Origin of the sequence: Tepidimonas fonticaldi (assembly GCF_001675355.1) — a bacterium.
Lineage (GTDB): Bacteria > Pseudomonadota > Gammaproteobacteria > Burkholderiales > Burkholderiaceae_C > Tepidimonas > Tepidimonas fonticaldi.
The window spans coordinates 439,896-461,183 of record NZ_LZDH01000056.1 but is presented as its reverse complement, the minus strand read 5'-3'; the positions used below and the strand labels follow the sequence as shown (position 1 = coordinate 461,183).

20 protein-coding genes and 4 tRNA genes are annotated in these 21,288 nt (G+C 68.2%); 8 read left to right on the top strand and 16 right to left on the bottom strand.

All coding sequences use genetic code 11. The features are described 5' to 3' along the window. Window positions 1-2 precede the first annotated feature (2 nt). Genes A9O67_RS07990 through ftsB form a run of 3 tightly spaced genes read left to right on the top strand, consistent with a single transcriptional unit; the run spans window position 3 to window position 1,957 of the window. Window positions 3-293 carry a DUF1330 domain-containing protein gene (locus tag A9O67_RS07990; protein ID WP_068609089.1) on the top strand — a complete coding sequence of 97 codons (291 nt, stop codon included), beginning with the start codon at window positions 3-5 and terminating at the stop codon, window positions 291-293. A gap of 36 nt (window positions 294-329) precedes the next feature. Continuing rightward, window positions 330-1,628 (top strand): phosphopyruvate hydratase, encoded by a 1,299-nt coding sequence (gene eno / locus A9O67_RS07985; protein WP_068609087.1) that lies wholly within the window; start codon window positions 330-332, stop codon window positions 1,626-1,628. An 11-nt stretch (window positions 1,629-1,639) separates the two neighbouring features. Next, window positions 1,640-1,957: a cell division protein FtsB gene (gene ftsB, locus A9O67_RS07980; RefSeq protein ID WP_068609085.1), complete on the top strand. Its 318-nt coding sequence runs from the start codon at window positions 1,640-1,642 to the stop codon at window positions 1,955-1,957. 45 nt (window positions 1,958-2,002) lie between these two features. Here ftsB and hslO read toward each other — a convergent pair whose 3' ends face one another. Further along, window positions 2,003-2,986 carry an Hsp33 family molecular chaperone HslO gene (gene hslO, locus A9O67_RS07975; protein ID WP_068609083.1) on the bottom strand — a complete coding sequence of 328 codons (984 nt, stop codon included), beginning with the start codon at window positions 2,984-2,986 and terminating at the stop codon, window positions 2,003-2,005. Between the two features lie 9 nt (window positions 2,987-2,995). Further along, window positions 2,996-3,520 carry a gamma carbonic anhydrase family protein gene (locus A9O67_RS07970; RefSeq protein WP_068609082.1) on the bottom strand — a complete coding sequence of 175 codons (525 nt, stop codon included), beginning with the start codon at window positions 3,518-3,520 and terminating at the stop codon, window positions 2,996-2,998. A gap of 16 nt (window positions 3,521-3,536) precedes the next feature. Between A9O67_RS07970 and A9O67_RS07965 the strand changes: the two genes are divergently transcribed. Beyond that, window positions 3,537-4,427, top strand: coding sequence for a ferritin-like domain-containing protein (locus tag A9O67_RS07965; protein ID WP_068609080.1), 891 nt, complete (start codon window positions 3,537-3,539; stop codon window positions 4,425-4,427). Here the strand turns inward: A9O67_RS07965 and A9O67_RS07960 are convergent. Together A9O67_RS07960 and xerD are read right to left on the bottom strand one after the other, a co-directional pair. Continuing rightward, entirely contained in the window at window positions 4,411-5,991 is a 1,581-nt protein-coding gene (locus A9O67_RS07960) for a methyl-accepting chemotaxis protein (protein WP_068609078.1), read from the bottom strand. The genes A9O67_RS07965 and A9O67_RS07960 overlap by 17 nt on opposite strands. Window positions 5,992-6,108: 117 nt before the next feature. Further along, on the bottom strand, window positions 6,109-7,011 hold the full coding sequence (gene xerD, locus A9O67_RS07955) for a site-specific tyrosine recombinase XerD (RefSeq protein ID WP_068609867.1): 903 nt from the start codon (window positions 7,009-7,011) through the stop codon (window positions 6,109-6,111). A 6-nt stretch (window positions 7,012-7,017) separates the two neighbouring features. On the opposite strand from xerD, the gene gloB reads away from it, so the two are divergent. Then, window positions 7,018-7,833: a hydroxyacylglutathione hydrolase gene (gene gloB / locus A9O67_RS07950; protein WP_231960266.1), complete on the top strand. Its 816-nt coding sequence runs from the start codon at window positions 7,018-7,020 to the stop codon at window positions 7,831-7,833. Window positions 7,834-7,880: 47 nt separating this feature from the next. Continuing rightward, window positions 7,881-9,437, top strand: coding sequence for a transglycosylase SLT domain-containing protein (locus A9O67_RS07945; RefSeq protein ID WP_068609076.1), 1,557 nt, complete (start codon window positions 7,881-7,883; stop codon window positions 9,435-9,437). A 39-nt stretch (window positions 9,438-9,476) separates the two neighbouring features. Here A9O67_RS07945 and A9O67_RS07940 read toward each other — a convergent pair. From A9O67_RS07940 to A9O67_RS07885, 12 genes are all read right to left on the bottom strand, one after another. Next, window positions 9,477-9,552: transfer RNA gene (locus A9O67_RS07940), tRNA-Gly, on the bottom strand. A 34-nt stretch (window positions 9,553-9,586) separates the two neighbouring features. Further along, window positions 9,587-9,660: transfer RNA gene (locus A9O67_RS07935), tRNA-Cys, on the bottom strand. 66 nt (window positions 9,661-9,726) lie between these two features. Beyond that, window positions 9,727-9,802, bottom strand: a tRNA-Gly gene (locus A9O67_RS07930). A 109-nt stretch (window positions 9,803-9,911) separates the two neighbouring features. Next, window positions 9,912-12,332, bottom strand: coding sequence for an endopeptidase La (gene lon / locus A9O67_RS07925; protein ID WP_068609074.1), 2,421 nt, complete (start codon window positions 12,330-12,332; stop codon window positions 9,912-9,914). A gap of 81 nt (window positions 12,333-12,413) precedes the next feature. After that, window positions 12,414-13,679 carry an ATP-dependent Clp protease ATP-binding subunit ClpX gene (gene clpX, locus A9O67_RS07920; RefSeq protein ID WP_068609072.1) on the bottom strand — a complete coding sequence of 422 codons (1,266 nt, stop codon included), beginning with the start codon at window positions 13,677-13,679 and terminating at the stop codon, window positions 12,414-12,416. Between the two features lie 51 nt (window positions 13,680-13,730). Further along, window positions 13,731-14,339, bottom strand: a complete 609-nt coding sequence (gene clpP / locus A9O67_RS07915; protein ID WP_068609070.1) for an ATP-dependent Clp endopeptidase proteolytic subunit ClpP — start codon at window positions 14,337-14,339, stop codon at window positions 13,731-13,733. 154 nt (window positions 14,340-14,493) lie between these two features. After that, a complete protein-coding gene (gene tig / locus A9O67_RS07910; RefSeq protein ID WP_068609068.1) occupies window positions 14,494-15,804 on the bottom strand; it encodes a trigger factor in 1,311 nt (436 codons plus the stop codon). Window positions 15,805-16,088: 284 nt separating this feature from the next. Then, window positions 16,089-17,360, bottom strand: a complete 1,272-nt coding sequence (locus tag A9O67_RS07905) for an anion transporter (protein ID WP_068609065.1) — start codon at window positions 17,358-17,360, stop codon at window positions 16,089-16,091. Between the two features lie 6 nt (window positions 17,361-17,366). Continuing rightward, the gene (locus A9O67_RS07900) at window positions 17,367-17,765 is read right to left on the bottom strand and encodes a type II toxin-antitoxin system VapC family toxin (protein WP_068609063.1); all 399 of its coding nucleotides are present in this window, start codon (window positions 17,763-17,765) and stop codon (window positions 17,367-17,369) included. Next, window positions 17,762-17,998 (bottom strand): ribbon-helix-helix domain-containing protein, encoded by a 237-nt coding sequence (locus A9O67_RS13605; RefSeq protein ID WP_068609061.1) that lies wholly within the window; start codon window positions 17,996-17,998, stop codon window positions 17,762-17,764. Before A9O67_RS13605 ends, A9O67_RS07900 begins: the two co-directional genes overlap by 4 nt. Window positions 17,999-18,159: 161 nt before the next feature. After that, window positions 18,160-18,246, bottom strand: a tRNA-Leu gene (locus A9O67_RS07890). 80 nt (window positions 18,247-18,326) lie between these two features. After that, entirely contained in the window at window positions 18,327-19,295 is a 969-nt protein-coding gene (locus A9O67_RS07885; RefSeq protein ID WP_156682280.1) for a GGDEF domain-containing protein, read from the bottom strand. Window positions 19,296-19,487: 192 nt separating this feature from the next. Between A9O67_RS07885 and hpnC the strand changes: the two genes are divergently transcribed. Beyond that, window positions 19,488-20,402, top strand: a complete 915-nt coding sequence (hpnC, locus tag A9O67_RS07880) for a squalene synthase HpnC (protein WP_068609058.1) — start codon at window positions 19,488-19,490, stop codon at window positions 20,400-20,402. Then, the gene (gene hpnD / locus A9O67_RS07875) at window positions 20,399-21,283 is read left to right on the top strand and encodes a presqualene diphosphate synthase HpnD (protein WP_068609056.1); all 885 of its coding nucleotides are present in this window, start codon (window positions 20,399-20,401) and stop codon (window positions 21,281-21,283) included. Before hpnC ends, hpnD begins: the two co-directional genes overlap by 4 nt. The last annotated feature ends 5 nt before the right edge of the window (window positions 21,284-21,288 follow it).

Sequence of the window (21,288 nt, the reverse complement as noted above, 5' to 3'; positions counted from 1 at the left end):
TCATGCCTTGCGGCTATATCATCGCCTCGGTCACGGTGACCAACCCCGAGCAGTACGAGGAATACAAGCGCTGGTCCACGGCCGCGATTCAAGTGCACGGCGCCGAGGTGCTGGTGCGAGGCGGCCGCGTCGAAGTGCTGGAAGGCGACTGGAGCCCCGGCCGCACGGTGGTGCTGCGGTTTCCCTCGTTCGAGGCGGCGCGCGCGTTTCACGACTCGCCCGAATACCGGCGCGCGCGCGAGGCGCGTGCCGGAGCCGCCATCATGCGCATGGTCTGCGTCGAGGGCATTTGACGTTTTCTGGTTTTTCACATCGAGCAAAGGCAACCCATGAGTGCAATCGTTGACATCGTCGGCCGCGAGATTCTGGACAGCCGCGGCAACCCCACCGTCGAGTGCGACGTGCTGTTGGAGTCCGGCGTGATGGGCCGCGCGGCGGTACCGTCCGGTGCCTCCACCGGCAGCCGCGAAGCGATCGAGCTGCGCGACGGCGACCCGACCCGCTACGGCGGCAAGGGCGTGCTCAAGGCGGTCGAGCACATCAACACCGAAATCTCGGAAGCGGTGCTCGGCCTGGACGCGAGCGAACAGGCCTTTTTGGACAAAACCCTGATCGACCTCGACGGCACCGAAAACAAAAGCCGCCTGGGGGCCAACGCGATGTTGGCCGTGTCGATGGCGGTGGCACGCGCCGCGGCCGAAGAAGCGGGCCTGCCGCTGTACCGCTACTTTGGTGGCAGCTCGGCGGTGCAAATGCCGGTGCCGATGATGAACGTCATCAACGGCGGCGCGCATGCCAACAACAACCTGGACATCCAGGAGTTCATGATCCTGCCGGTGGGCGCCCCCTCCTTCCGCGAGGCGATTCGCTGGGGCGCCGAGGTGTTCCATGCGCTGAAAAAAATCATCCACGACCGCGGCATGAGCACGGCCGTCGGCGACGAAGGGGGTTTTGCGCCCAGCGTGGCCAACCACGAGGCGGCCATCCAGCTGATCCTGGAAGCCATCGACAAGGCGGGCTACACCGCGGGCGAGCAGATCGCGCTGGGCCTGGACTGCGCGGCCAGCGAATTCTGCAAGGACGGCCCGGATGGCTCCAAGGTCTACCACCTGGAGGGCGAAGGCCTGGTGCTCAATGCCGCCGAGTGGACCCACATCCTGGCCACTTGGTGCGACAAGTACCCGATCATCAGCATCGAGGACGGCATGGGTGAAGGCGACTGGGCCGGCTGGGCGCAGCTCACCCAGCGCCTGGGCAAACAAGTGCAGCTGGTGGGCGACGACCTGTTCGTCACCAACACCAAGATCTTGAAGGAAGGCATCGCCAAAGGCATCGCCAACTCCATCCTCATCAAGATCAACCAGATCGGTACGCTGACCGAGACGTTCGCGGCCATCGAGATGGCCAAGCGCGCCGGCTACACCGCCGTCATCAGCCACCGCTCCGGCGAGACCGAGGACAGCACCATCGCCGACATCGCGGTGGGCACCAACGCCGGCCAGATCAAGACCGGCTCAATGAGCCGCAGCGACCGCATGGCCAAGTACAATCAGCTGCTGCGCATCGAGGAGGACTTGGGCGACGTGGCGCTCTACCCGGGTCGCGACGCGTTCTACAACCTGCGCTGATCCCCCCGACCATGCGTGCCCGCTGGGTCACGGCCTTGTTGCTGGGGCTGCTGGCCGTGATCCACGTGCAAATCTGGTTTGGCCGGGGCAGCGTGGCGCAGGTGGATGCGCTGCGCCGCGAGCTGGCTGAGCAGGAACAGGCCAACGAAGCCGCCCGGCTGCGCAACGAACGCCTGGCGGCCGAGGTTCAGGACCTGCACGAGGGCGTCGAGACGGTCGAGGAAATTGCCCGGCAGGAGTTGGGCATGCTCAAGCCCAACGAAATCTTCGTGCAGATTCAGGGACCGGGGAGCGCCCGGCCGACGGGTGGCTCGGCCCCCCCGCGGTGAACGCCCCGGTAAACGCCGCGCCGCGCTGACGCCTGTCCGCCGGCGTCACTGCATGCGGTCGGAGCCCGGCGGCTGCTGGTCCTGCGTCAGGAACAGGCGGGCGGCATCGACGGGGTCGAAGCGGTAGTGCAACCCGCAAAAATCGCACCCCACATCGACTTCCCCCTGCTCGGCCAGGATGGCCTCGACCTCCTCCACGCCCAGGCCGCGCAGCATGGCCCCCACCCGCTCGCGCGAGCAGGTGCAGCCAAAGCGCGGATGCGCCTGGGCCGCCGAGGACGGCGCCAGACGCAGCAGGTTCTCCTGCCAAAACAGGCGATGCAGGATGGCGTCGGCATCCAGCCCGAGCAACTCCTGGCGCGTCAGGCTGCTGGCCAGCGTCGCGATGCGGTGAAAGTCCTCGTTCGCCCCGAGCGCATCGGACTCGTGCGCCACGGCCGCCGTGCCGGACAGGTTGGCTTGCCCCATGGCCGGCATGCGCTGAATCAGCAAGCCCGCCGCGATCGACGCATCCGCGGCCAGCACCAGCCGGGTGTCCAACTGCTCGCTCTGCTGCATGTAGTGGCCGATGACGTCGCTCAAGCGCTCCAGCGGGCGCCCGGCCGCATCGCTCAGGGGCACGACGCCCTGATAGGGCTGCTGCCCCGGCAGGCGTTCGCGCGGATCCAGCGTGATCGCGCAGCGCCCCTGCCCCAGCACATTCACCATGTGCGACAGCGGCACCCCGGGCGCCACCTCCCCCCGCACCGAGGCCGTCGCGCGAAACGACAGGTCGGGCTGCACCTCGGCCACGGCCACCTTGACCGGCCCATCGCCAAAGATCTGCAACACCAGCGCCCCGGCGAACTTGATGTTGCTGTGCAGCAGCACCGCCGCGGCCGTCATCTCGCCCAGCAGTTCGGTCACGGCAGGGGGGTAGCCGCCCGCAGCCTGGCGCCGGCGCAACAACTCCTGCCAGCCATCGGTCAGGCGCACCAGGGCCCCGCGCACGGGCACGCCGTCGAACAGAAATTTGTGCAGTTCGGACACGCGCGCCCCTCAGCCGATGCGCTTGAGGCCGGTCCGAAAACGCCGCGCGTTTTCGATGTAGTGGCGCGCACTCCAACGCAGCCCCTCGATCTGCTCCGGCGTGAGCTGGCGCACCACCTTCGCCGGACTGCCCAGGATCATCGACCCATCGGGGAATTCCTTGCCCTCGGTCACCAGCGCGCCGGCGCCGACCAGACAATGCCGCCCAATGCGCGCGCCATTGAGCACCACCGCGCCGATGCCGATGAGCGACTCGTCACCGATGGTGCACCCATGCAGCATGACCTGATGCCCCACCGTGACATGCTCCCCGATGGTCAGCGGATAGCCCACGTCCGCATGCAGCACGCTGCCGTCCTGAATGTTGCTGCCGCGACCGACCGTGATGGGGTCGGTGTCGCCGCGCAGAACCGCGCCGAACCAGACGCTGGCGTCCTCCGCCAGGGTGACGCGGCCCATCACGCGGGCCGTGTCGGCCACGAACACCGACGGGTGCACGTCGGGGACGATGTCGTCGAGTTGGTAGATGCTCATTTATAGAATTGTACGGATGCATCCCCCCACGTCCACCGTGCCCGCCGCTGCCCCGACACCGGCGGAGGACGCGCGCGCCCAAGCCCTGCACTGGCTCACGGAAGCCGACCCCGACGCCAAAGTCCGCGGCGTGCAAGCCCTCTGGCAGCGCGTCCAGGCCGATGCCGAGGCCAGCCGGCCGTGTGCCGATCCCGGCACCACCTGGAGCCCGCCCACAGACCGCCCCCTGCCGGGTCGGCCGGCCCGCCCGCCGTTGATCGAGCCCGGCGCGGTGCCGCCACGCTCACCGTTCACCGTGGAGGGGCACGCCGCCCTGATCCACGCCATCTGCCACATCGAATTCAACGCCATCAACCTGGCACTGGACGCGGTGTGGCGCTTTCCCGGCATGCCCGAGGCGTTTTACCGCGACTGGTTGCGCGTCGCCGCCGAAGAGGCGGAGCACTTCACCCTGTTGCGCGACCACCTGCGCGGCCTGAACGGCCCCGACGGGCGCCGCTGGGACTACGGCGACTTCGAGGCGCACGACGGCCTGTGGACCATGTGCGACAAGACCGCGGACGACATCGTCGCGCGCATGGCGCTCGTACCCCGCACGCTGGAGGCCCGAGGGCTGGACGCCACCCCGCTCATCCAGGCCAAGCTGCGCCGCGCCGGCACGCCCACGGCCTTGCAGGCGTGCGCGATCCTCGACATCATCCTGCGCGACGAGGTGGGCCACGTGGCCATCGGCAACCGGTGGTACCGCTGGCTGTGCGAACGGGCGGGGCTGGATCCGGTGGAGCATTACCGGCAGTTGGCGCGCCGTTACCGCGCCCCACGCCTCAAGCCGCCGTACAACACCGAAGCCCGGCTGCGCGCCGGCTTCAGCGCCGCCGAGCTGGCTTATCTCAACCAGGCAGTCTGAGGATGGGGAGCTGAGCCGCGTTGGACGGTTCGTTGGGTTCGGCACCCAGAACGAAGCCCTGCACCGCCTCGCCCAGCCGCGCAGCCTCCTGCGACAAAGCGGTGGCTGCTACCGCCGTCTGTTCCACCAACGCCGCATTGTGTTGGGTGTCCTGATCAAGGATCGACAGCGTACCGTTGATGTCGGCAACCGACGCCGCCTGTCGCTGACTCACCCCGTGCATGTGGTTCATGGCCTCGTGCAGCAGCAGCACATCGTTCCGCAGGCGCTCGATCACTTGACCAGCCAACCCCACCTGGGCCGTTCCTTGATTGACTGCCTGGACACTGGCCTCGATGAGGCGCTTGATCTCGCTGGCCGCCTGGGCACTGCGTTGTGCGAGTTGGCGAACTTCTCCGGCCACCACTGCAAAACCTCGTCCTGCCTCGCCCGCACGCGCCGCCTCCACCGCTGCATTCAGGGCCAGAATGTTGGTTTGAAACGCTAAACTGTCGATCACGCCCGTGATGTCGGCGATGCGCTCGCTGGCGTGCGCCGCCGCCTGGATCGACTGCACCGCCTGCCGGGTTTGCTGACCGCCCTCCTCAGCCGAGGCGGCTGCGCGCTGTGCTGCGGCCAGCGCCTGCTGCGCAGCCTCAGACAGCGCCTGCCACTCATGGGTGGTTTGTTGCATGCGGGCCGCTGTCTGTTGCAGGCGCGCGGCCGTGCGCTCGGTGCGCCCCGATAGGTCTTGATTGCCCGCAGCAATCTCGGCAGCAGCCCCATGAACCCGCATAGCCCCATCCCGGACCTGGCGAACCACCCGCGCCAACTGCTCGCGCATCGCCTCCAGCGCACGCAACAACGTCCCAAACTCGTCTTGCCGTGTCGCCCGTAGCGCCTGAGACAGATCACCACTGGCGATTTCGTGCGCGCACTGCAGCGAACGCTGCAACGGCAGCCGAATGTGTCGAATGAGAAAGAACGCTCCCGCCACGATCGCCCCCATCAACAGCGTGATCATCGTGGCCCCGAAAAACAGTGTCACCATGCGCTGGGCGCGAATGTCGAGCTGGATGTCGTCCAACAACCTGCGTTGCGCCCGGGCATGCTGATCCAGCGCCTGGAGCATGGCACGCACCACGGGCGCATAGCGTTGCTCGGCCGCCAGCAGCGCCCCTTCGGTGGAGCCGTCACGGTACAGGCGCAACACGCCAGCCAATTCGCTTTGCGCCTGCTGCTGTAGCGCCAGGATGCGCTCGACGGCCTGGCGCTGCTGCGTTTCTTCGGCCAGGGCCTGTACCCGCTGCTGCCAGTGCATGGCCTGCTCGGCTGCCTGCCATGCCGTGGCGCGCTGCAACGCCGCGGCAACCGGATCGCCGGCCATGGCCGCCCCCACCTCTGCCAACAGTCGCGCCTCACTGAGTGCTGCCCATTGGGCGGCGGCAAACACGCGATCGGTCTGCTCTGCCACTTGTGTCTGCGCCGTGTGCGTCGACCGCACCGAGCGCACGATCACGGCGGCGACCACCGTGGTCAACGTCAACAGCAGCACCGCCACCCCGACCCACAGCTTGGTCGCCATGGGCCAATCCCGGATTTTTCGCATACCTCTCCAAAAAAGCACGACCGTTCGTTCGATGGAGAAGTTTAGCCCGCAGGATCTGCACGCCCTGTCGGTGTTTACCCGGATAGGAGCTGCTCACCCCCCACCGCGCGGATGGTGCCGCGCATGCAGGGCCTTGAGCCGCTCGCGGGCCACATACGTGTAGATGGTGGTGGTGGAGATGTCCGCATGCCCCAGCAACAACTGCACCGCGCGCAGATCGGCGCCGTGGTTGAGCAGGTGGGTGGCAAAAGCGTGGCGCAGGGTGTGCGGTGACAGCGGTGCGGCGATGCCCGCCTGGCGGGCATAGCGCTTGACCAGCATCCAAAACATGACCCGGGTCATGGCCTCGCCGTGGCGTTCGGTGACGAACACGTCATCGCCCGTGCGGCCTGCCATCAGCACCGGGCGCCCCTGCGTCAGGTAGCGCCGCAGCCAGTCCGCCGCCACGTCGCCAAACGGCACCAGCCGCTGCTTGTCCCCCTTGCCCGTGACGCGCACCACCTGGTCGGGCAAGCTCACCTCGAACAGCCGCAGCGCCACCAGCTCGCTGACGCGCAACCCGCTGGCATACATCAGCTCCAGCATCGCGCGGTCGCGCAGGCCCAGCGGCTGGGCGGTATCCGGGGCCGCCAGCAGGGCTTCGACCTGGGCCTCGGTCAGCGTCTTGGGCACGCGCAACAAGCGCTTGGCGGACAGCAGCGCGAGCGTGGGGTCGGCCTGCAGCAAGCCCTCGCGCAGCGCCCAGCGGTAAAAGCGCCGAAAGACCGCCAACCGCCGGTTGCTGGAACTGACCCGGCTGCCCGGCAGCCGCTGCGCCATGTAGGCCTGCAGCTCGGCCGCGCCGGCCTGCAGCAGCCCTTTGCCCGTCGACGCCAGCCAGCCGCAAAACCCCTGCAAATCGCTGCGGTAAGCGGCCAGGGTGCGCGCTGCCAGCCCGTCCTCCAGCCACAGGGCATCGATGAAACGGTCGACCACGGCATCATCGCCGGCTATCATCGCCATATGACGATGGTACCGTCTGACGCGACCGCACAGGGGTCCGTGCCGACCGTGGAGCCGCTGCCCGCCTTCAGCGACAACTACATCTGGCTGCTGCACCGGGGCGCTGACGCCTGGGTGGTCGATCCTGGCGACGACGCCCCCGTGCGGCATGCGCTGCAACGGCGGGGCCTGCGCCTGCAGGGCATTTTGCTCACCCACCACCATGCCGACCACGTCGGCGGCGTCGCGGCCTTGCGCGCGGCGACGGGCTGCCGGGTCGTCGGCCCTGCTGGCGAGCCCCTGCCGGAACCGGTCGAGCCCGTGGCCGAGGGCGACACCATCGAGGCGCTGGGGCAGCGCTGGCGCGTGCTGGAGGTGCCCGGCCACACGGCGGGGCACATCGCGTATGTCAACGACGCGCCACCGGAGGGCCCCCGTTGGCTGTTTTGTGGCGACACCCTGTTTTCCGGGGGATGCGGCCGCCTGTTCGAAGGGACGCCGGCGCAGATGCTGGCTTCGCTGGATCGTCTGGCGGCCCTGCCGGACGAGACCCAGGTGTGCTGCGCGCACGAATACACGCTGTCCAATCTGCGCTTTGCCCGGGCGGTCGAGCCGGACAACCCGGACCTGGCCGGCTACACCCGCGCCTGTGACGCCCGACGCGCCGCGGGCGAGCCCACCTTGCCCAGCACCATCGCCACCGAACGCCGCATCAACCCTTTTCTGCGCAGCCGGGAACCGACGGTGCGGCACGCGGTCCAGCAACAAGACCCGGCGGCCCGCAGCGACGTGGAGGTTTTCGCTGCGCTGCGCCGCTGGAAAGACGGCTTTCGCTGACCGCAGCCGCCCACGCCCCCCAGCCCGACCCGTAACTGTCCGACTCGATGACCGCTTTCCAACGACTGGCACTGCTGCTGTGCCCATGGGCACTGGCCGCCTGTTCCACCCTGCCGGCCCCTCGCTCGGCCGACGACAGCCCGACCCCGCCCGCACGTCCTGCCGCCGCGGCTGCCGGTGAATCGACCCCGTCCACGCCGAGCGCTGCCCCGCCCGCCCCGGCATCCGCCGCCATCGCGACGGCGCCCCCCCTGCCCAGCGTGCATCCCGTCGCGTCCGTCGTCGCGCCGGCCGACCTGTGGGAGCGCATGGAACGCGGCTTTGCCATGCCGGACCTGGACAACGAGCTCGTGCAGCAATGGGAACGCTGGTACGCGAGCCGGCCGGACTATCTGCAGCGCATGGCCGACCGGGCCAGCAAATACCTCTTCCACGTCGTGGAAGAAATCGAGCGCCGCAACCTGCCGCTGGAGCTGGCCCTGCTGCCCTTCATCGAGAGCGCCTTCAACCCGCAGGCGGTGTCCCACGCCAAAGCGGCCGGCATGTGGCAGTTCATGCCCGCCACGGGCAAGCATTACGACCTGAAGCAAAACGCCTTCCGCGACGACCGGCGGGATGTGCTCGCCTCGACCCGCGCGGCCCTGGACTATCTGGAGCGCCTGCACCGCATGTTTGGCGACTGGCACCTGGCGCTGGCCGCCTACAACTGGGGCGAGGGCAACGTGCAGCGCGCGATCAAGCGCAACCAGGCCGCAGGGCTGCCAACCGGCTACCCCGATCTGCGCATGCCGGACGAGACGCGCAACTATGTGCCCAAGCTGCAGGCCGTCAAGAATCTGGTCACCGCTCCGCAGCACCGTGGCGTGAAGCTGCCGGTGATCGGCAACCACCCGTTTTTCGATACCGTGCGCATCGACCGGGACATCGACGTGGCCGTGGTCGCCCGTCTGGCCGGCGTCAGCGAAGCGGACTTCCGCACCCTGAACCCGTCGCACAACAAACCCGTCATCATGGCCTCCGGCACCCCGGAGATCCTGCTGCCCTGGGACAATGCGCTGCTGTTCACCCAGCGGCTGCGCGAGCATGGCGGCCCCGTCGCCAGTTGGACGGCTTGGCGCGTGCCGCAGGACATGACGACCGCACAGGCCGCCCGCCAACTGGGCTGGGACGAACGCGCGCTGCGGGAGATCAATCGCGTCCCCCCGCGCATGCGCCTGAAGGCCGGATCCACCATCCTGGTGCCGCGGGAGGGCAAGCTGGACCGCGATGTGCCGGAGCACCTGGCGGACAACGCGCAACTGCTGCTCACGCCCGATGTGCCGCCGACCCGGACAGTGCGGGTCAAAGCGCGCGCCGGCGACACCCTGGCCGCCATCGCGCTGCGCCACCGCGTCGGCGTCGCCGAGCTGGCCGCGTGGAACAAACTGAGCGTGGGCGCCCGGCTGCGCGCCGGCCAGACGCTGCAGATTCACGTGCCGGCCACGCGCACTGCCCACGCCGGTGGCAAACCGGCCAAGGCCGCCGCACCGCGCAAGGCCACGGCCAAAGCCGCCAGCCCCCGCAAGCCGGGGGCGGTGCGCACCGCCCAGGCCCGCAAGCCCTAAGCAAAACGGGCAAGTCTTGCGACTTGCCCGTGTGCTGTTTGGAGCGGGAAACGAGTCTCGAACTCGCGACCTCAACCTTGGCAAGGTTGCGCTCTACCAACTGAGCTATTCCCGCCTGTGTCCCCGCCTGTGGCAGGGAACGTTTGCCCTGGAGGCGCGGGCCGGAGTCGAACCGACCTACTCGGATTTGCAATCCGGTGCATAACCGCTTTGCTACCGCGCCTTGTCTGGTTCAACCCGACAGACCGCCGGATTGGGCGACTGGCCAGCCAGCCAGCCACCCGGGATCTGGAGCGGGAAACGAGTCTCGAACTCGCGACCTCAACCTTGGCAAGGTTGCGCTCTACCAACTGAGCTATTCCCGCGTGGTTTCAGAGGTCTGCGACGTTGGTGGCGTCGCGTCGTCTGAAGGCATTATTCTATACCAAAAATCGGCGACTTTCCCTGCGGATCGCCGCCAATATCGGCAAGCGGTCAGTGCTTGACCGCGGGCGGCTCCACGCTCGGGGCGGTCGCCGCTTCCAGCACCGGCTCCACCTCCGGCAACGGCACCGGCTGGCGCTCCAGCGCCAGCTCCAGCACGCGGTCGATCCACTTGACCGGCACGATCTCCAGCCCCTGCTTGACGTTGTCCGGGATCTCGGCCAGGTCCTTGACGTTTTCCTCCGGGATCAGCACGGTGCGGATGCCGCCGCGCAGCGCCGCCAGCAGCTTTTCCTTCAGCCCGCCGATGGCGGTGACCTCGCCGCGCAGCGTGATCTCGCCGGTCATGGCCACGTCGGCGCGCACCGGGATGCCGGTCAGCGCCGACACGATGGCGGTGGTCATCGCGATGCCGGCACTGGGGCCATCCTTGGGCGTGGCGCCGTCGGGCACGTGGATGTGGATGTCCTTCTTCTCGAACAGCTCGTCGGGGATGCCCAGGCGCCGCGCGCGGCTGCGCACCACAGTCCGCGCGGCCTCCACCGACTCCTTCATCACGTCGCCGAGCGAGCCGGTGCGGATCACGTTGCCCTTGCCGGGCATGATCGCCGCCTCGATCGTCAGCAGGTCGCCACCGACCTCCGTCCACGCGAGCCCGACCACCTGCCCAACCTGGTTCTGCTGCTCGGCACGGCCGAACGCGTACTTGCGCACGCCGAGGAAGTCGGCCAGGTTGTCCGGCGTGACGACCACGGGCTTGGTCATCTTGCCCAGCAGCAGGCCCTTGACCACCTTGCGGCAGATGCGCGAAATCTCGCGCTCCAGCGCGCGCACGCCGGCCTCGCGCGTGTAGTAGCGCACGATGTCGCGCACGGCGGCCTCGGTCACCTCCAGCTCGTCGTCCTTGACCCCGTTGTGGGCGCGCTGCTTCGGCAGCAGGTAGCGCAGCGCGATGGCCACCTTCTCGTCCTCGGTGTAGCCCGAGAGGCGAATCACCTCCATGCGGTCCAGCAGCGCCGGCGGGATGTTGAGCGAGTTGGACGTGGCCACGAACATCACGTCCGACAGGTCGAAGTCCAGCTCGACGTAGTGGTCCTGGAAGGTGTGGTTCTGCTCCGGATCCAGCACCTCCAGCAGCGCCGAGGCCGGGTCGCCGCGGAAGTCCATGCCGAGCTTGTCGATCTCGTCCAGCAGGAACAGCGGGTTGCGCACGCCGACCTTGGTGAGGTTTTGCAGCACCTTGCCCGGCAGCGCGCCGATGTAGGTGCGCCGGTGGCCGCGGATCTCGGCCTCGTCGCGCATGCCGCCCAGCGCCATGCGCACGTACTTGCGCCCGGTGGCCTTGGCGATCGACTGGCCCAGCGACGTCTTGCCGACGCCGGGCGGCCCGACCAGGCACAGGATCGGCGCCTTGACCTTGTCGACGCGCTGCTGCACCGCCAGGTACTCCAGGATGCGCTCCTTGACCTTCTCCAGCCCGTGGTGGTCGGCGTTGAGCACCTCATCGGCGTAGGCCAGGTCGTGGCGGATCTTGGTCTTCTTGCTCCACGGCAGGTTGACCAGCACGTCGATGTAGTTGCGCACGACGGTGGCCTCGGCCGACATCGGCGACATGAGCTTGAGCTTCTTGAGCTCGCTCTCGGCCTTCTTGCGCGCCTCCTTGGGCATGCGCGCGGCCTTGATCTTCTTTTCCAGCTCCTCGAGGTCGGCGCCCTCCTCGCCCTCGCCGAGCTCCTTCTGGATCGCCTTGACCTGCTCGTTGAGGTAGAACTCGCGCTGGTTCTTCTCCATCTGCCGCTTGACGCGGCCGCGGATGCGCCGATCGACGTTGAGGATCTCGACCTCGGCCTCCAGTTGCGCAAACAGGTTTTCCAGGCGTGCGACCAGCCGCTCCAGATCCAACACGCTCTGCTTGGCCTCGAGCTTGAGCGGCAGGTGCGCGGCGATCGTGTCGGCGAGCCGTCCCGGATCGTCGATGCTCGCGATCGAAGTCAGGATCTCGGCCGGAATCTTTTTGTTGAGTTTGACGTACTGGTCAAACTGCTGCATGACCGCGCGGCGCAGCGCCTCGATCTCGGTCGGGTCGGCGTCGCGCCGCTCCGCCTCGGCATCGACCGGCATGACGCTGGCGGAAAAATGCGTCTCGCCTTCTTCCACCTGCAGCACCTTGGCGCGCTGCACGCCCTCCACCAGCACCTTGACGGTGCCGTCGGGCAGTTTGAGCATCTGCAGGATGCTGGCGACGCAGCCCATGTCGAACAGGTCGCCGGGTTGGGGCTCGTCCTTGGCCGCGGTTTTCTGCGCGACCAGCATGATGCGCCGCTCGTTGGCCATCGCGGCCTCGAGCGCCTTGATGCTCTTGGGCCGCCCCACGAACAGCGGGATGACCATGTGCGGAAAGACCACCACGTCGCGCAGCGGCAGCAGCGGCAGCTCGACGGGCTGAGGGGGGAGCGCGGGGTGTCCGGACATCGGGAATTCCTTTCTCGCGGCTCAGTTGGGGGCGGCGAAGCCGGACTTCAAGCCCGCCCCCCCTGCGCCGCCGGCACGGGGTCAGGCCTGCTTGGCCGCTTCGCGGTAAACGAGCAGGGGCGCCTTGCCTTCGGTGATCGTGGCCTCCTCGACGACGACGCGCTCGACGTTGTGCAGGCTGGGCAGCTCGAACATGGTGTCCATCAGCGCCTGCTCCAGGATGGAGCGCAGGCCGCGCGCGCCGGTCTTGCGCTGCAGCGCCTTGCGCGCGATCGCGCGCAGCGCGGCGGGACGGACCTCCAGCTCCACCCCCTCCATGCCAAACAACTCGGCAAACTGCTTGACGACGGCGTTCTTGGGCACCGTGAGGATGTCCACCAGGGCGTCCTCGGTCAGCTCGGCCAGCGCGGTCACCACGGGCAGGCGGCCCACCAGCTCCGGGATCAGGCCGTAGCGCACCAGGTCGTCCGGCTCCACCTGCGCAAACAGCTCGGTCAGCGGGCGCTCGCGCTTGCTGCGCACGGCCGCGCCAAAACCGATGCCCGAGGCTTCGGTGCGCTGCTCGATGATCTTTTCCAGGCCGGCAAATGCGCCCCCGCAGATGAACAGGATGTTGGTCGTGTCGACCTGCAGCATGTCCTGATTGGGGTGCTTGCGCCCGCCCTGCGGCGGGACGCTGGCGACCGTGCCTTCGATCAGCTTGAGCAGGGCCTGCTGCACGCCCTCGCCCGAGACGTCGCGGGTGATGGACGGGTTCTCGGACTTGCGGGTGATCTTGTCGATCTCGTCGATGTAGACGATGCCGCGCTGGGCCTTTTGCACGTCGTAGTCGCAGGTCTGCAGCAGCTTGGCAATGATGTTTTCGACATCCTCGCCGACGTAGCCGGCCTCGGTCAGCGTGGTGGCGTCGGCCATCACGAAGGGCACGTCCAGCTTGCGCGCGAGCGTGGCGGCCAGCAGCGTCTTGCCGCTGCCGGTGGGTCCGATCAGCAGGATGTTGCTCTTGGCCAGCTCGACACCGCTCTTTTTCACCGCGTCGTTGTGGCGCAGGCGCTTGTAGTGGTTGTAGACCGCGACGGCCAGGGTCTTTTTGGCGGCCTCCTGGCCGATGACGTACTGGTCCAGGTGTTCCTTGATCTGCCCCGGCGTGGGCAGCGCGTCGGTCAGCGCCGCGGTCCCCAGTTCCGTGGCCGGTGCTTCGTCACGGATGATGTCGTTGCACAGGTCGATGCACTCGTCGCAAATGAAGACCGAAGGGCCCGCGATGAGCTTTTTGACCTCGTGCTGGCTCTTGCCGCAGAACGAGCAATACAGAGTCTTGTCGCGGCTACCTTTCTTGTCGGCCATGGGGAGTGCTGTGTAGAGGGGTCGAAAAGGAAACGGTCGGACGGACCCGGATCACGCGCGCTTGTCGATGACTTTGTCGACCAGCCCGTACTCGGCCGCCTCGGCCGCGGACATGAAATAGTCGCGCTCGGTGTCGCGCTCGATCTTCTCCAGCGGCTGGCCCGAGCGCTCGCTCAGGATGCGGTTGAGGTCGGCGCGCAGGCGCAGGATCTCGCGCGCGTGGATCTCGATGTCGGTGGCCTGGCCCTGGGCGCCGCCCAGCGGCTGGTGGATCATCACCCGGGAGTTGGGCAGCGCAAACCGCTTGCCCTTGGCGCCCGCCGCCAGCAGGAACGCGCCCATGCTGGCCGCCATGCCCACGCACAGCGTGGAGACGTCCGGCTTGATGAAGTTCATCGTGTCGAAGATGGCCATGCCCGCGCTGACCGAGCCGCCCGGCGAATTGATGTAGAGCGAAATGTCCTTGTCCGGGTTCTCGCTCTCCAGGAACAGCAACTGCGCGACCACGAGGTTGGCGGACTGGTCGTTGACCGGTCCGACCAGGAACACGACGCGCTCCTTTAGGAGGCGGGAGTAGATGTCATAGGCCCGCTCGCCCCGTCCCGACTGCTCGATGACCATGGGGACCAAGCCAAGGTTCTGTACGTCCAATGCGCTCATGCGTCGTCAGCTCCGAATCAAAGGGGTGTCCTTGGGGGCTTACTGTAACCGCTCGGGGCGGTTTGCGACGGCACCCCAAGAAAAAGGGCGGACCGGGGTCCGCCCTCGTGGGTGGGGCCATGCCGCCCCATGGACGGCAGCGGCCGCGCCAAGATCAGCCCTGGCCCATCAGCTCGGCAAACTCGATGCGCTTGGGCGTGACCTTGGCCTTGCCGAAAACGAAGTCGGCCACGTTGTTTTCGAGCACGATGGCCTCGATCTCCGACAGGCGCTCGGCGCTGGACTTGTACCAGCGCACGACCTCTTCCGGGTACTCGTAGGACGCGGCCAGCTCGCGCAGGTGGGCGTCGATCTGCTCCGGCGTGGCGCGCAGGTCGTTGGCCTTGATCAGCTCGGCCACCACCAGCCCCAGGCGCACGCGGCGCTCGGCCTGCTGCTGGAACAGCTCGCGCGGGATGGGCGCCTTGTCGGCGTCCTTGATGCCGCGTTGCTTCAGGTCGTTGCGCGCGCCCTCGACCAGGCGGTCGATCTCGGCCTCCACCGCGGCCTTGGGCAGGTCGAGCTCGGCCGCCGCCGCCAGCGCATCCAGCGCGGCCGACTTGTTGCGCGCCTGCAGGCGGAACTTGACCTCGCGCTCCAGGTTGCGGCGGATATCCTCGCGCAGCGCCTCCAGCGTGCCCGCCTCGATGCCGAGCGACTTGACGAAGGCCTCGTCGACTTCGGGCAGGTGTTGCTGCTCGATCTTCTTGACCGTCACCAGGAAGTCCGCGGTCTTGCCGGCCACTTCCTTGCCGTGGTAGTCCTCGGGGAAGGCGAGCGGGAAGGTCTTGGACTCGCCGACCTTCATGCCCAGCACGGCGTCCTCGAACTCCTTGAGCATCTGGCCGTCACCCAGCACGAAGGCAAAGTCGGTGGCCTGGCCGCCCTGGAAGGGCTCGCCGTCGATCTTGCCCTCGAAGTCGATGGTGACGCGGTCACCCGTCTGCGCGGCCTCGCCGTCGGCGCGGGCGGCAAAGGTGCGGCGCTGCTTGCGCAGAATGTCCAGCGTGCGCTCGATGGCGGCCTCGTCGACCTCGGCCTGCAACTGCTCGACCTCGGTGGCGGACAGGTCCCCGATCTTGACCTCGGGGAACACCTCGAACACCGCCTCGAACGCCACCACGCCCTCGGGGGCGCCGTCCTTCTCGGTGATGCGCGGCTGGCCCGCCACGCGCAACTGCGCCTCGGCGACGGCGGCGTTGAAGGCCTGGCCGACCTGGTCGTTCATGACCTCGTAGTGGACCGAATAGCCGTAGCGCTGCGCGACGACCGACATCGGCACCTTGCCGGGGCGAAAGCCGTCGAGCTTGACCTGGCGCTGCAGGCGCTTGAGGCGGGTGTCCACCTCTTTCTGGATCGCCTCGAGCGGCAGCTCGAGCGTGATCTTGCGCTCGAGCTTGTCCAGGGTTTCGACATTGACTGCCATGATTGCTCCTGTGTATCGAAGACGGACCTGCCCGCAGGACAAATCCAGGGATATTCCGCGGCGGCGCAGCGCCCCCATCGGCACGCCAGCGGCCTTTTGGCGGTTGCAGCGGCCTCAGCGGCGTTCGGTTGCCGCTTTGACCGCCCAGCTTGGCGATGCTGCCAACGGGGCGAACGTCACCCACACCCGACGGATCGGGCAAACCGGCAATTGTAGCGAAGCCCGCCGAGGGCCCCACGCGGGGAACCCCGCGCGGCTGCCCGCGCCCATCTCCGCACCCCGGCTCAGAGCCCCAGGGCCGCGCTGCCCCATTGCCACGCCCACCACGTCAGCAGGCTGATCGCCGTGGCCGGCACCCCCACGGCCGCGTGCCGGCGCCAGTCGATCGCGATACCGTCTCGCCCGGCCAGATCGGCCACGATCAGGTTGGCGATAGAGCCGACGAGCAGCAGATTGCCCGCGTAGGTGCTGACCAGCGCCAGCGTGACCGCCTGGGCGTGATCGCCCAGATGCGGCAGCAGCAGCATGACCGCCGGCACGTTGGAGACGAGGTTGGACAGCGTCACGCCCGTCACGGCCAGCACCAGCGGGTCGGCCAGGGTGATGCCTTGGGCCGCCAGCGCCGCCACCGCCCGCGCCGCCAGCCCCGTGCCTTCGAAGCCGTGGTTGACGATGAACAGCCCGGCAAAGAGCAGCAGCAACGGCCAGTCCACCAAGCCCATGACCTGGGAGGAGTGCATGCGCCGGCTCAGCAGCAGCACACCGGCCGCCACCAGCGCCGCAACCTCCCGCGGCCAGTCGGTGAACAAAAAGACGACGAGCAGCGCCCCCGCGACCAGCAGACCCTTGGTGGCCTGCCACCGGTCGAAGGGCGGGCCGTCATCCACCTCGCTCGCACCGACGGGCGCCACCGCGGCACCGCTGCGCTGGCCGACCCGCAAGCGCCAGACCATCAGCCCCCACAAGCCGACCAGGGCCAGCAGCACCGGCGGCAGCGCGGCCTGCAGATAGGCGCCGAAGGGCACCCCCATGACGGAGCCGATCAGCATGTTCTGCGGATTGCCGATCAGCGTCGCAGCGGAGCCGATGTTCGACGCGCAGGCCACCCCAACCAACCAGGGGATCGGATCCCAGCCGCGCCGCCACGCGATGCGCACGACGACCGGCGTCACCGCCAGACACACCACATCGTTGGAGAACACCGCCGACAGCACCGCCACGACCGCCAGCAACGCCCCCATGAGCGCCGCGGGTGGCAGGGGCCAGCCCCCGACGGCGCGCGTGACGGCCGCGTAAAAGCCCCCCAGGCGCATTTGCGCCGACACCAGCATGAAGGCAAAGAGCAGCACCACGGTCGGCAGATCGATGGCGGCCGCGGCCTCTGCCACCGACCAGCCATTGACCGCGATCATGGCGATGGCCCCCAGCACCGCCACGCCGGTGCGGTCCAGGCGCAGCCGCGGCAGACCCCCAAGGAACATGCCCAGATAAACGACGGCAAACACCGCCGCGGTGGCGGCGTGGCGCACATCGGGATCGGCCAAGAATGCGACCATGACGTACTAGCGCCAGTTCTCCACCTGCAAGCCACTGACCCGGTGGAATTCGCCGACGTTGGAGGTGACCACGATCAAGCCGCGTGCCACACCGGTGCCAGCGATCAGCGCATCGTAGGCACCGATGGGCTGGCCCTTCGACTGCAGGGCAGCGCGAATCGCCGCCGCGGCCCGCGCATCCGCCTCATCGAACGGCACGGTGCTGACGACCGAGAAAAAGGCATCGAGCACCGGGGTCAGTTTCCGGGCACACTCGCTGTTCAAAGCCAACCCGTAGTCGATCTCCATGCGCGTCAGCGCGGAGACGACGATTTGTCTTGGTGAGAGCGCTTTGATGCGCGCCATCACGCCCGGCTGGCCCTTGACGAAGTCCGAGACCGTGCAGGTGTCGAGCAGGTACTTCATGCCAGCGGATCGTCCACTGGCGGCTTCAGCCGGTCACGACCGGCCTCGAACCGGGGCGCATCGGCCATGCCCGTGAAGTCCAACACGGCTTGGGGCCACTGTGGCTGGGACTGGTGGGCCAACCATTGGCTGACCGCCTTGCGGATCAGCGCGTTGCGGCTCTCGCCGACCTCTTGGGCCATGGCGTTCAGCTTCTGCCCGGTGGCGTCGTCGAGATAGATGTTGAAGTGCATGGCAGCTACCCCAAGCAACATATAACACGTACATATGTTATGCGCTGTGGTGAGCCATGACAAGGCTTCAACCTGTGTGCCCCCACCAGTAGCCATCGCACGAGGACGCCTCTGGCAACCGAACCGTGTGGAAGGCCCGCTCGCCGCCCGGGCCATGATCGTGGTGCGCGGGGGGGGACTCGAACCCCCACGGTGTCGCCACCATCAGGACCTAAACCTGGTGCGTCTACCAATTTCGCCACCCGCGCGCTGGCGGGCCGGACGGCGCCCGCACAGACGAGGCGCCGATTGTAGCCGGGCGCCGCACTGCCCTTGGCGGTGCGGTGGGTCAGAACAGCTCGACGTCGCGTTCCGCGCCGCGCTGCGGGGACGGCTCGCCGATCTGGACGGCGGTTTCGAACCCCCGCACGGCGTTGCGCCCCTCGGCCTTGGCCAGGTAGACGGCCCGGTCGGCGCGCTCGAAGGCGTCGGAGGGGGTGTCGTGCTCCCGCACGACCGTGTAGCCGATGCTGACCGTGATGCGCCCCACCTGCGGAAAGGGGTAGTCCTCGACGTTGCGGCGCAGGCGCTCGAAGGCCGCAGCGGCGGCCTGCGCATCGCAGGCGCGCACCAGTGCCACGAATTCCTCGCCGCCAAAGCGGTACAGCCGATCGTCGTGCCGGAAGGTGCTGCGCAGAATCCGCGCGATCAGCAGCAGCACTTCGTCGCCGATCAAGTGGCCGTAGCGGTCGTTGACCGATTTGAAGTGGTCGACATCGACCACGGCCAGCCAGTACGGCCCGTGGCAGCGGCGCTGCTCGCCCGGAGCATCTGCGGGGGCGGGGTCGCGCTGCGTGGCCTTGAAAAACGTGTCGTCGAACGACTTGCGGTTGAGCAGGCCGGTCAGGGTGTCGCGTTCGCTGGAGTCGAGCAGGTTGATGAAATTCTCGAAAATTCGAGCCATGCCCTCCACCACGCGCACCGACTGTGTGGCCGGGGCATGGTCCAAGCGGGCTTCGATGAGCAACCGGCGCTCGGACTCGGTGATCAAGGGCACCAACAGGCGTGCTTCGCCTTCCCCGGCGATCACGCGCGTCTGGCAAGCGCGCCATGCCTGCGCCCGGGTGGGATCGTCATCCACCCGCGGCAGATCGGCCAAGGGAACCCACGGGGCGGACGATTGCGGCACGGCCATGCCCCGCTCCAGCCGCGCACGGGTCAGCAATCGGTCTTGCCCCTCGTCAGGCAGGGCCTCCCACAGCACGACGCTGCGCGCCTCCAGCAACGGCAGCAGCACCTCCACCAGCGTGGCGTCCATGCTGTCGCGATCTTTCCCGCGCGTCAGGCGCGCGAGCTGCTCGAGATGTTGCAAGACCTGACGCATGGCTCCCCGCCCGGCTTGTTTGTTGATGTTTTTGTGAGGGGACTGTTGACCCTGAATGATCTATCGTAACACCCGTCGGCCTCCGGACAAAATCATTCCGGCACGGCGCTGTGGCAACATCGCGACATGGCGCTGGCTTCCGGTATCGATCATTACGAGAATTTTCCCGTCGCATCCATCCTGTGCCCGGGGCGCTGGCGTTCGGCGGTGGTGGCGATCTACCGCTTTGCCCGCACGGCCGACGATCTGGCCGATGAGGGGGACGCGGCGGCACCGGACCGATTGGCGGCATTGGCCACCTTGCGCCAGGCACTGCGGATCATGTGGCACGGCGGGCAGCCGTCACTGGCGCTGCCCCCGGCATGGACGCCCATGCTGACCGCTCTGGACGATGCGCGGCGCCGCCACGATCTGCCGCTGCCCCCCCTGGAGGCGCTGCTGGATGCGTTCGAGCAGGATGTGCGCTGGAGCGCCGAGGGGCGGCGCTACCGCGACGACGCGGAGCTGCTGGCGTATTGCGCCCGATCGGCCAACCCGATCGGCCGCCTGCTGCTGCACCTGGCGGGTGTACGCGGCGCCGAAGCCGAGCGCGAAAGCGATGCCATCTGCACGGCCCTGCAACTCATCAACTTTTGGCAGGACCTGGGGCAAGATCTGGCGCGGGGGCGCTGCTATCTGACGGACGCCACCCTGCGGGCGCACGGACTGCCCGCGCAGGGGGATGTGCGCGCGCTGCCGGAAGCGGCGCTCGCGCCCCTCGTGCTGGAAGGCTGCCGCCGCGCGCGGGCGCTGCTGCGGCAGGGCTGGGGGCTGCCCACTCGCCTGCGCGGGCGCTTTGGCTGGGAGTTGCGGCTGGTCCTGCAGGGCGGTCTGCGCGTGCTGGAGCGGATCGAGGCCGTTGGCGGCCGCACCCTCACCCGCCGGCCCCGCCTGCGCGGCGGCGACTGGCCGATGCTGCTGGCCCGCGCCATCCGGCACCGCCCCCCGGCAGCGCCGGCGGGCGGCTCGACGCGCCCGACCCTTGACGCGGAGGGGGTATGAACGCCACGGACCCCTTGCAGCAGGCCCAGGCCTACGCCCAGCAGCGGGCCGCCGCCTCCGGCAGCAGCTTTTATTACGCCTTTTTGTTTTTGCCGCCGGCGCGGCGGGCGGCGATCACGGCGTTCTACGCCTTCTGCCGCGAGATCGACGACGTGGTCGACGAGGTGAGCGACCCCGGCGTGGCGCAGACCAAGCTGGGCTGGTGGCGCCAGCAGGTGCTGCGCGCTTTTGGCGACGGCGCGCCGCCCGAGCATCCCGCCCTCGTGGCGTTGCGCCCACACATCGCGCCGTACGGCCTGACGGCCGAGCCGTTGTTGCAGATCATCGACGGCTGCGAGATGGATCTGCAGCAAAGCCGCTATCTGGACTACCCGGGGTTGCAGCGCTACTGCCACCTGGTCGCCGGCGTGGTGGGCGAGGTGGCGGCCCGCATCTTTGGCCAGACCGAAGCGCAGACCACCGCCTACGCGCACCGGCTGGGGCTGGCGTTTCAGCTCACCAACATCATCCGCGACGTGGGCGAGGATGCGCTGCGCGGCCGCATCTATTTGCCGATCCAGGAGCTGCAGCGCTTCGACGTCAAGGCGCACGAGCTGCTCAAACGCGGCATTGGGGCCGAGCCGTCGTTCCCGCAGCGGTTTGCGGCGTTGATGGCCTTCCAGATCGAACGCGCACTGGCCACCTACGACGAGGCGATTGCCCTGTTGCCCAGCGCGGATCGGCGCGCGCAAAAACCGGGGCTGATGATGGCGAATATCTACCGCACGCTGCTGCGCGAGATCGCGCGGGAGCCCGCGCTGGTGCTGACCCAGCGGGTGGGACTGACGCCGCTGCGCAAGTTCTGGCTGGCGTGGAAGGTGCAGGCCCTGGGGCGGTTTTGACCCCC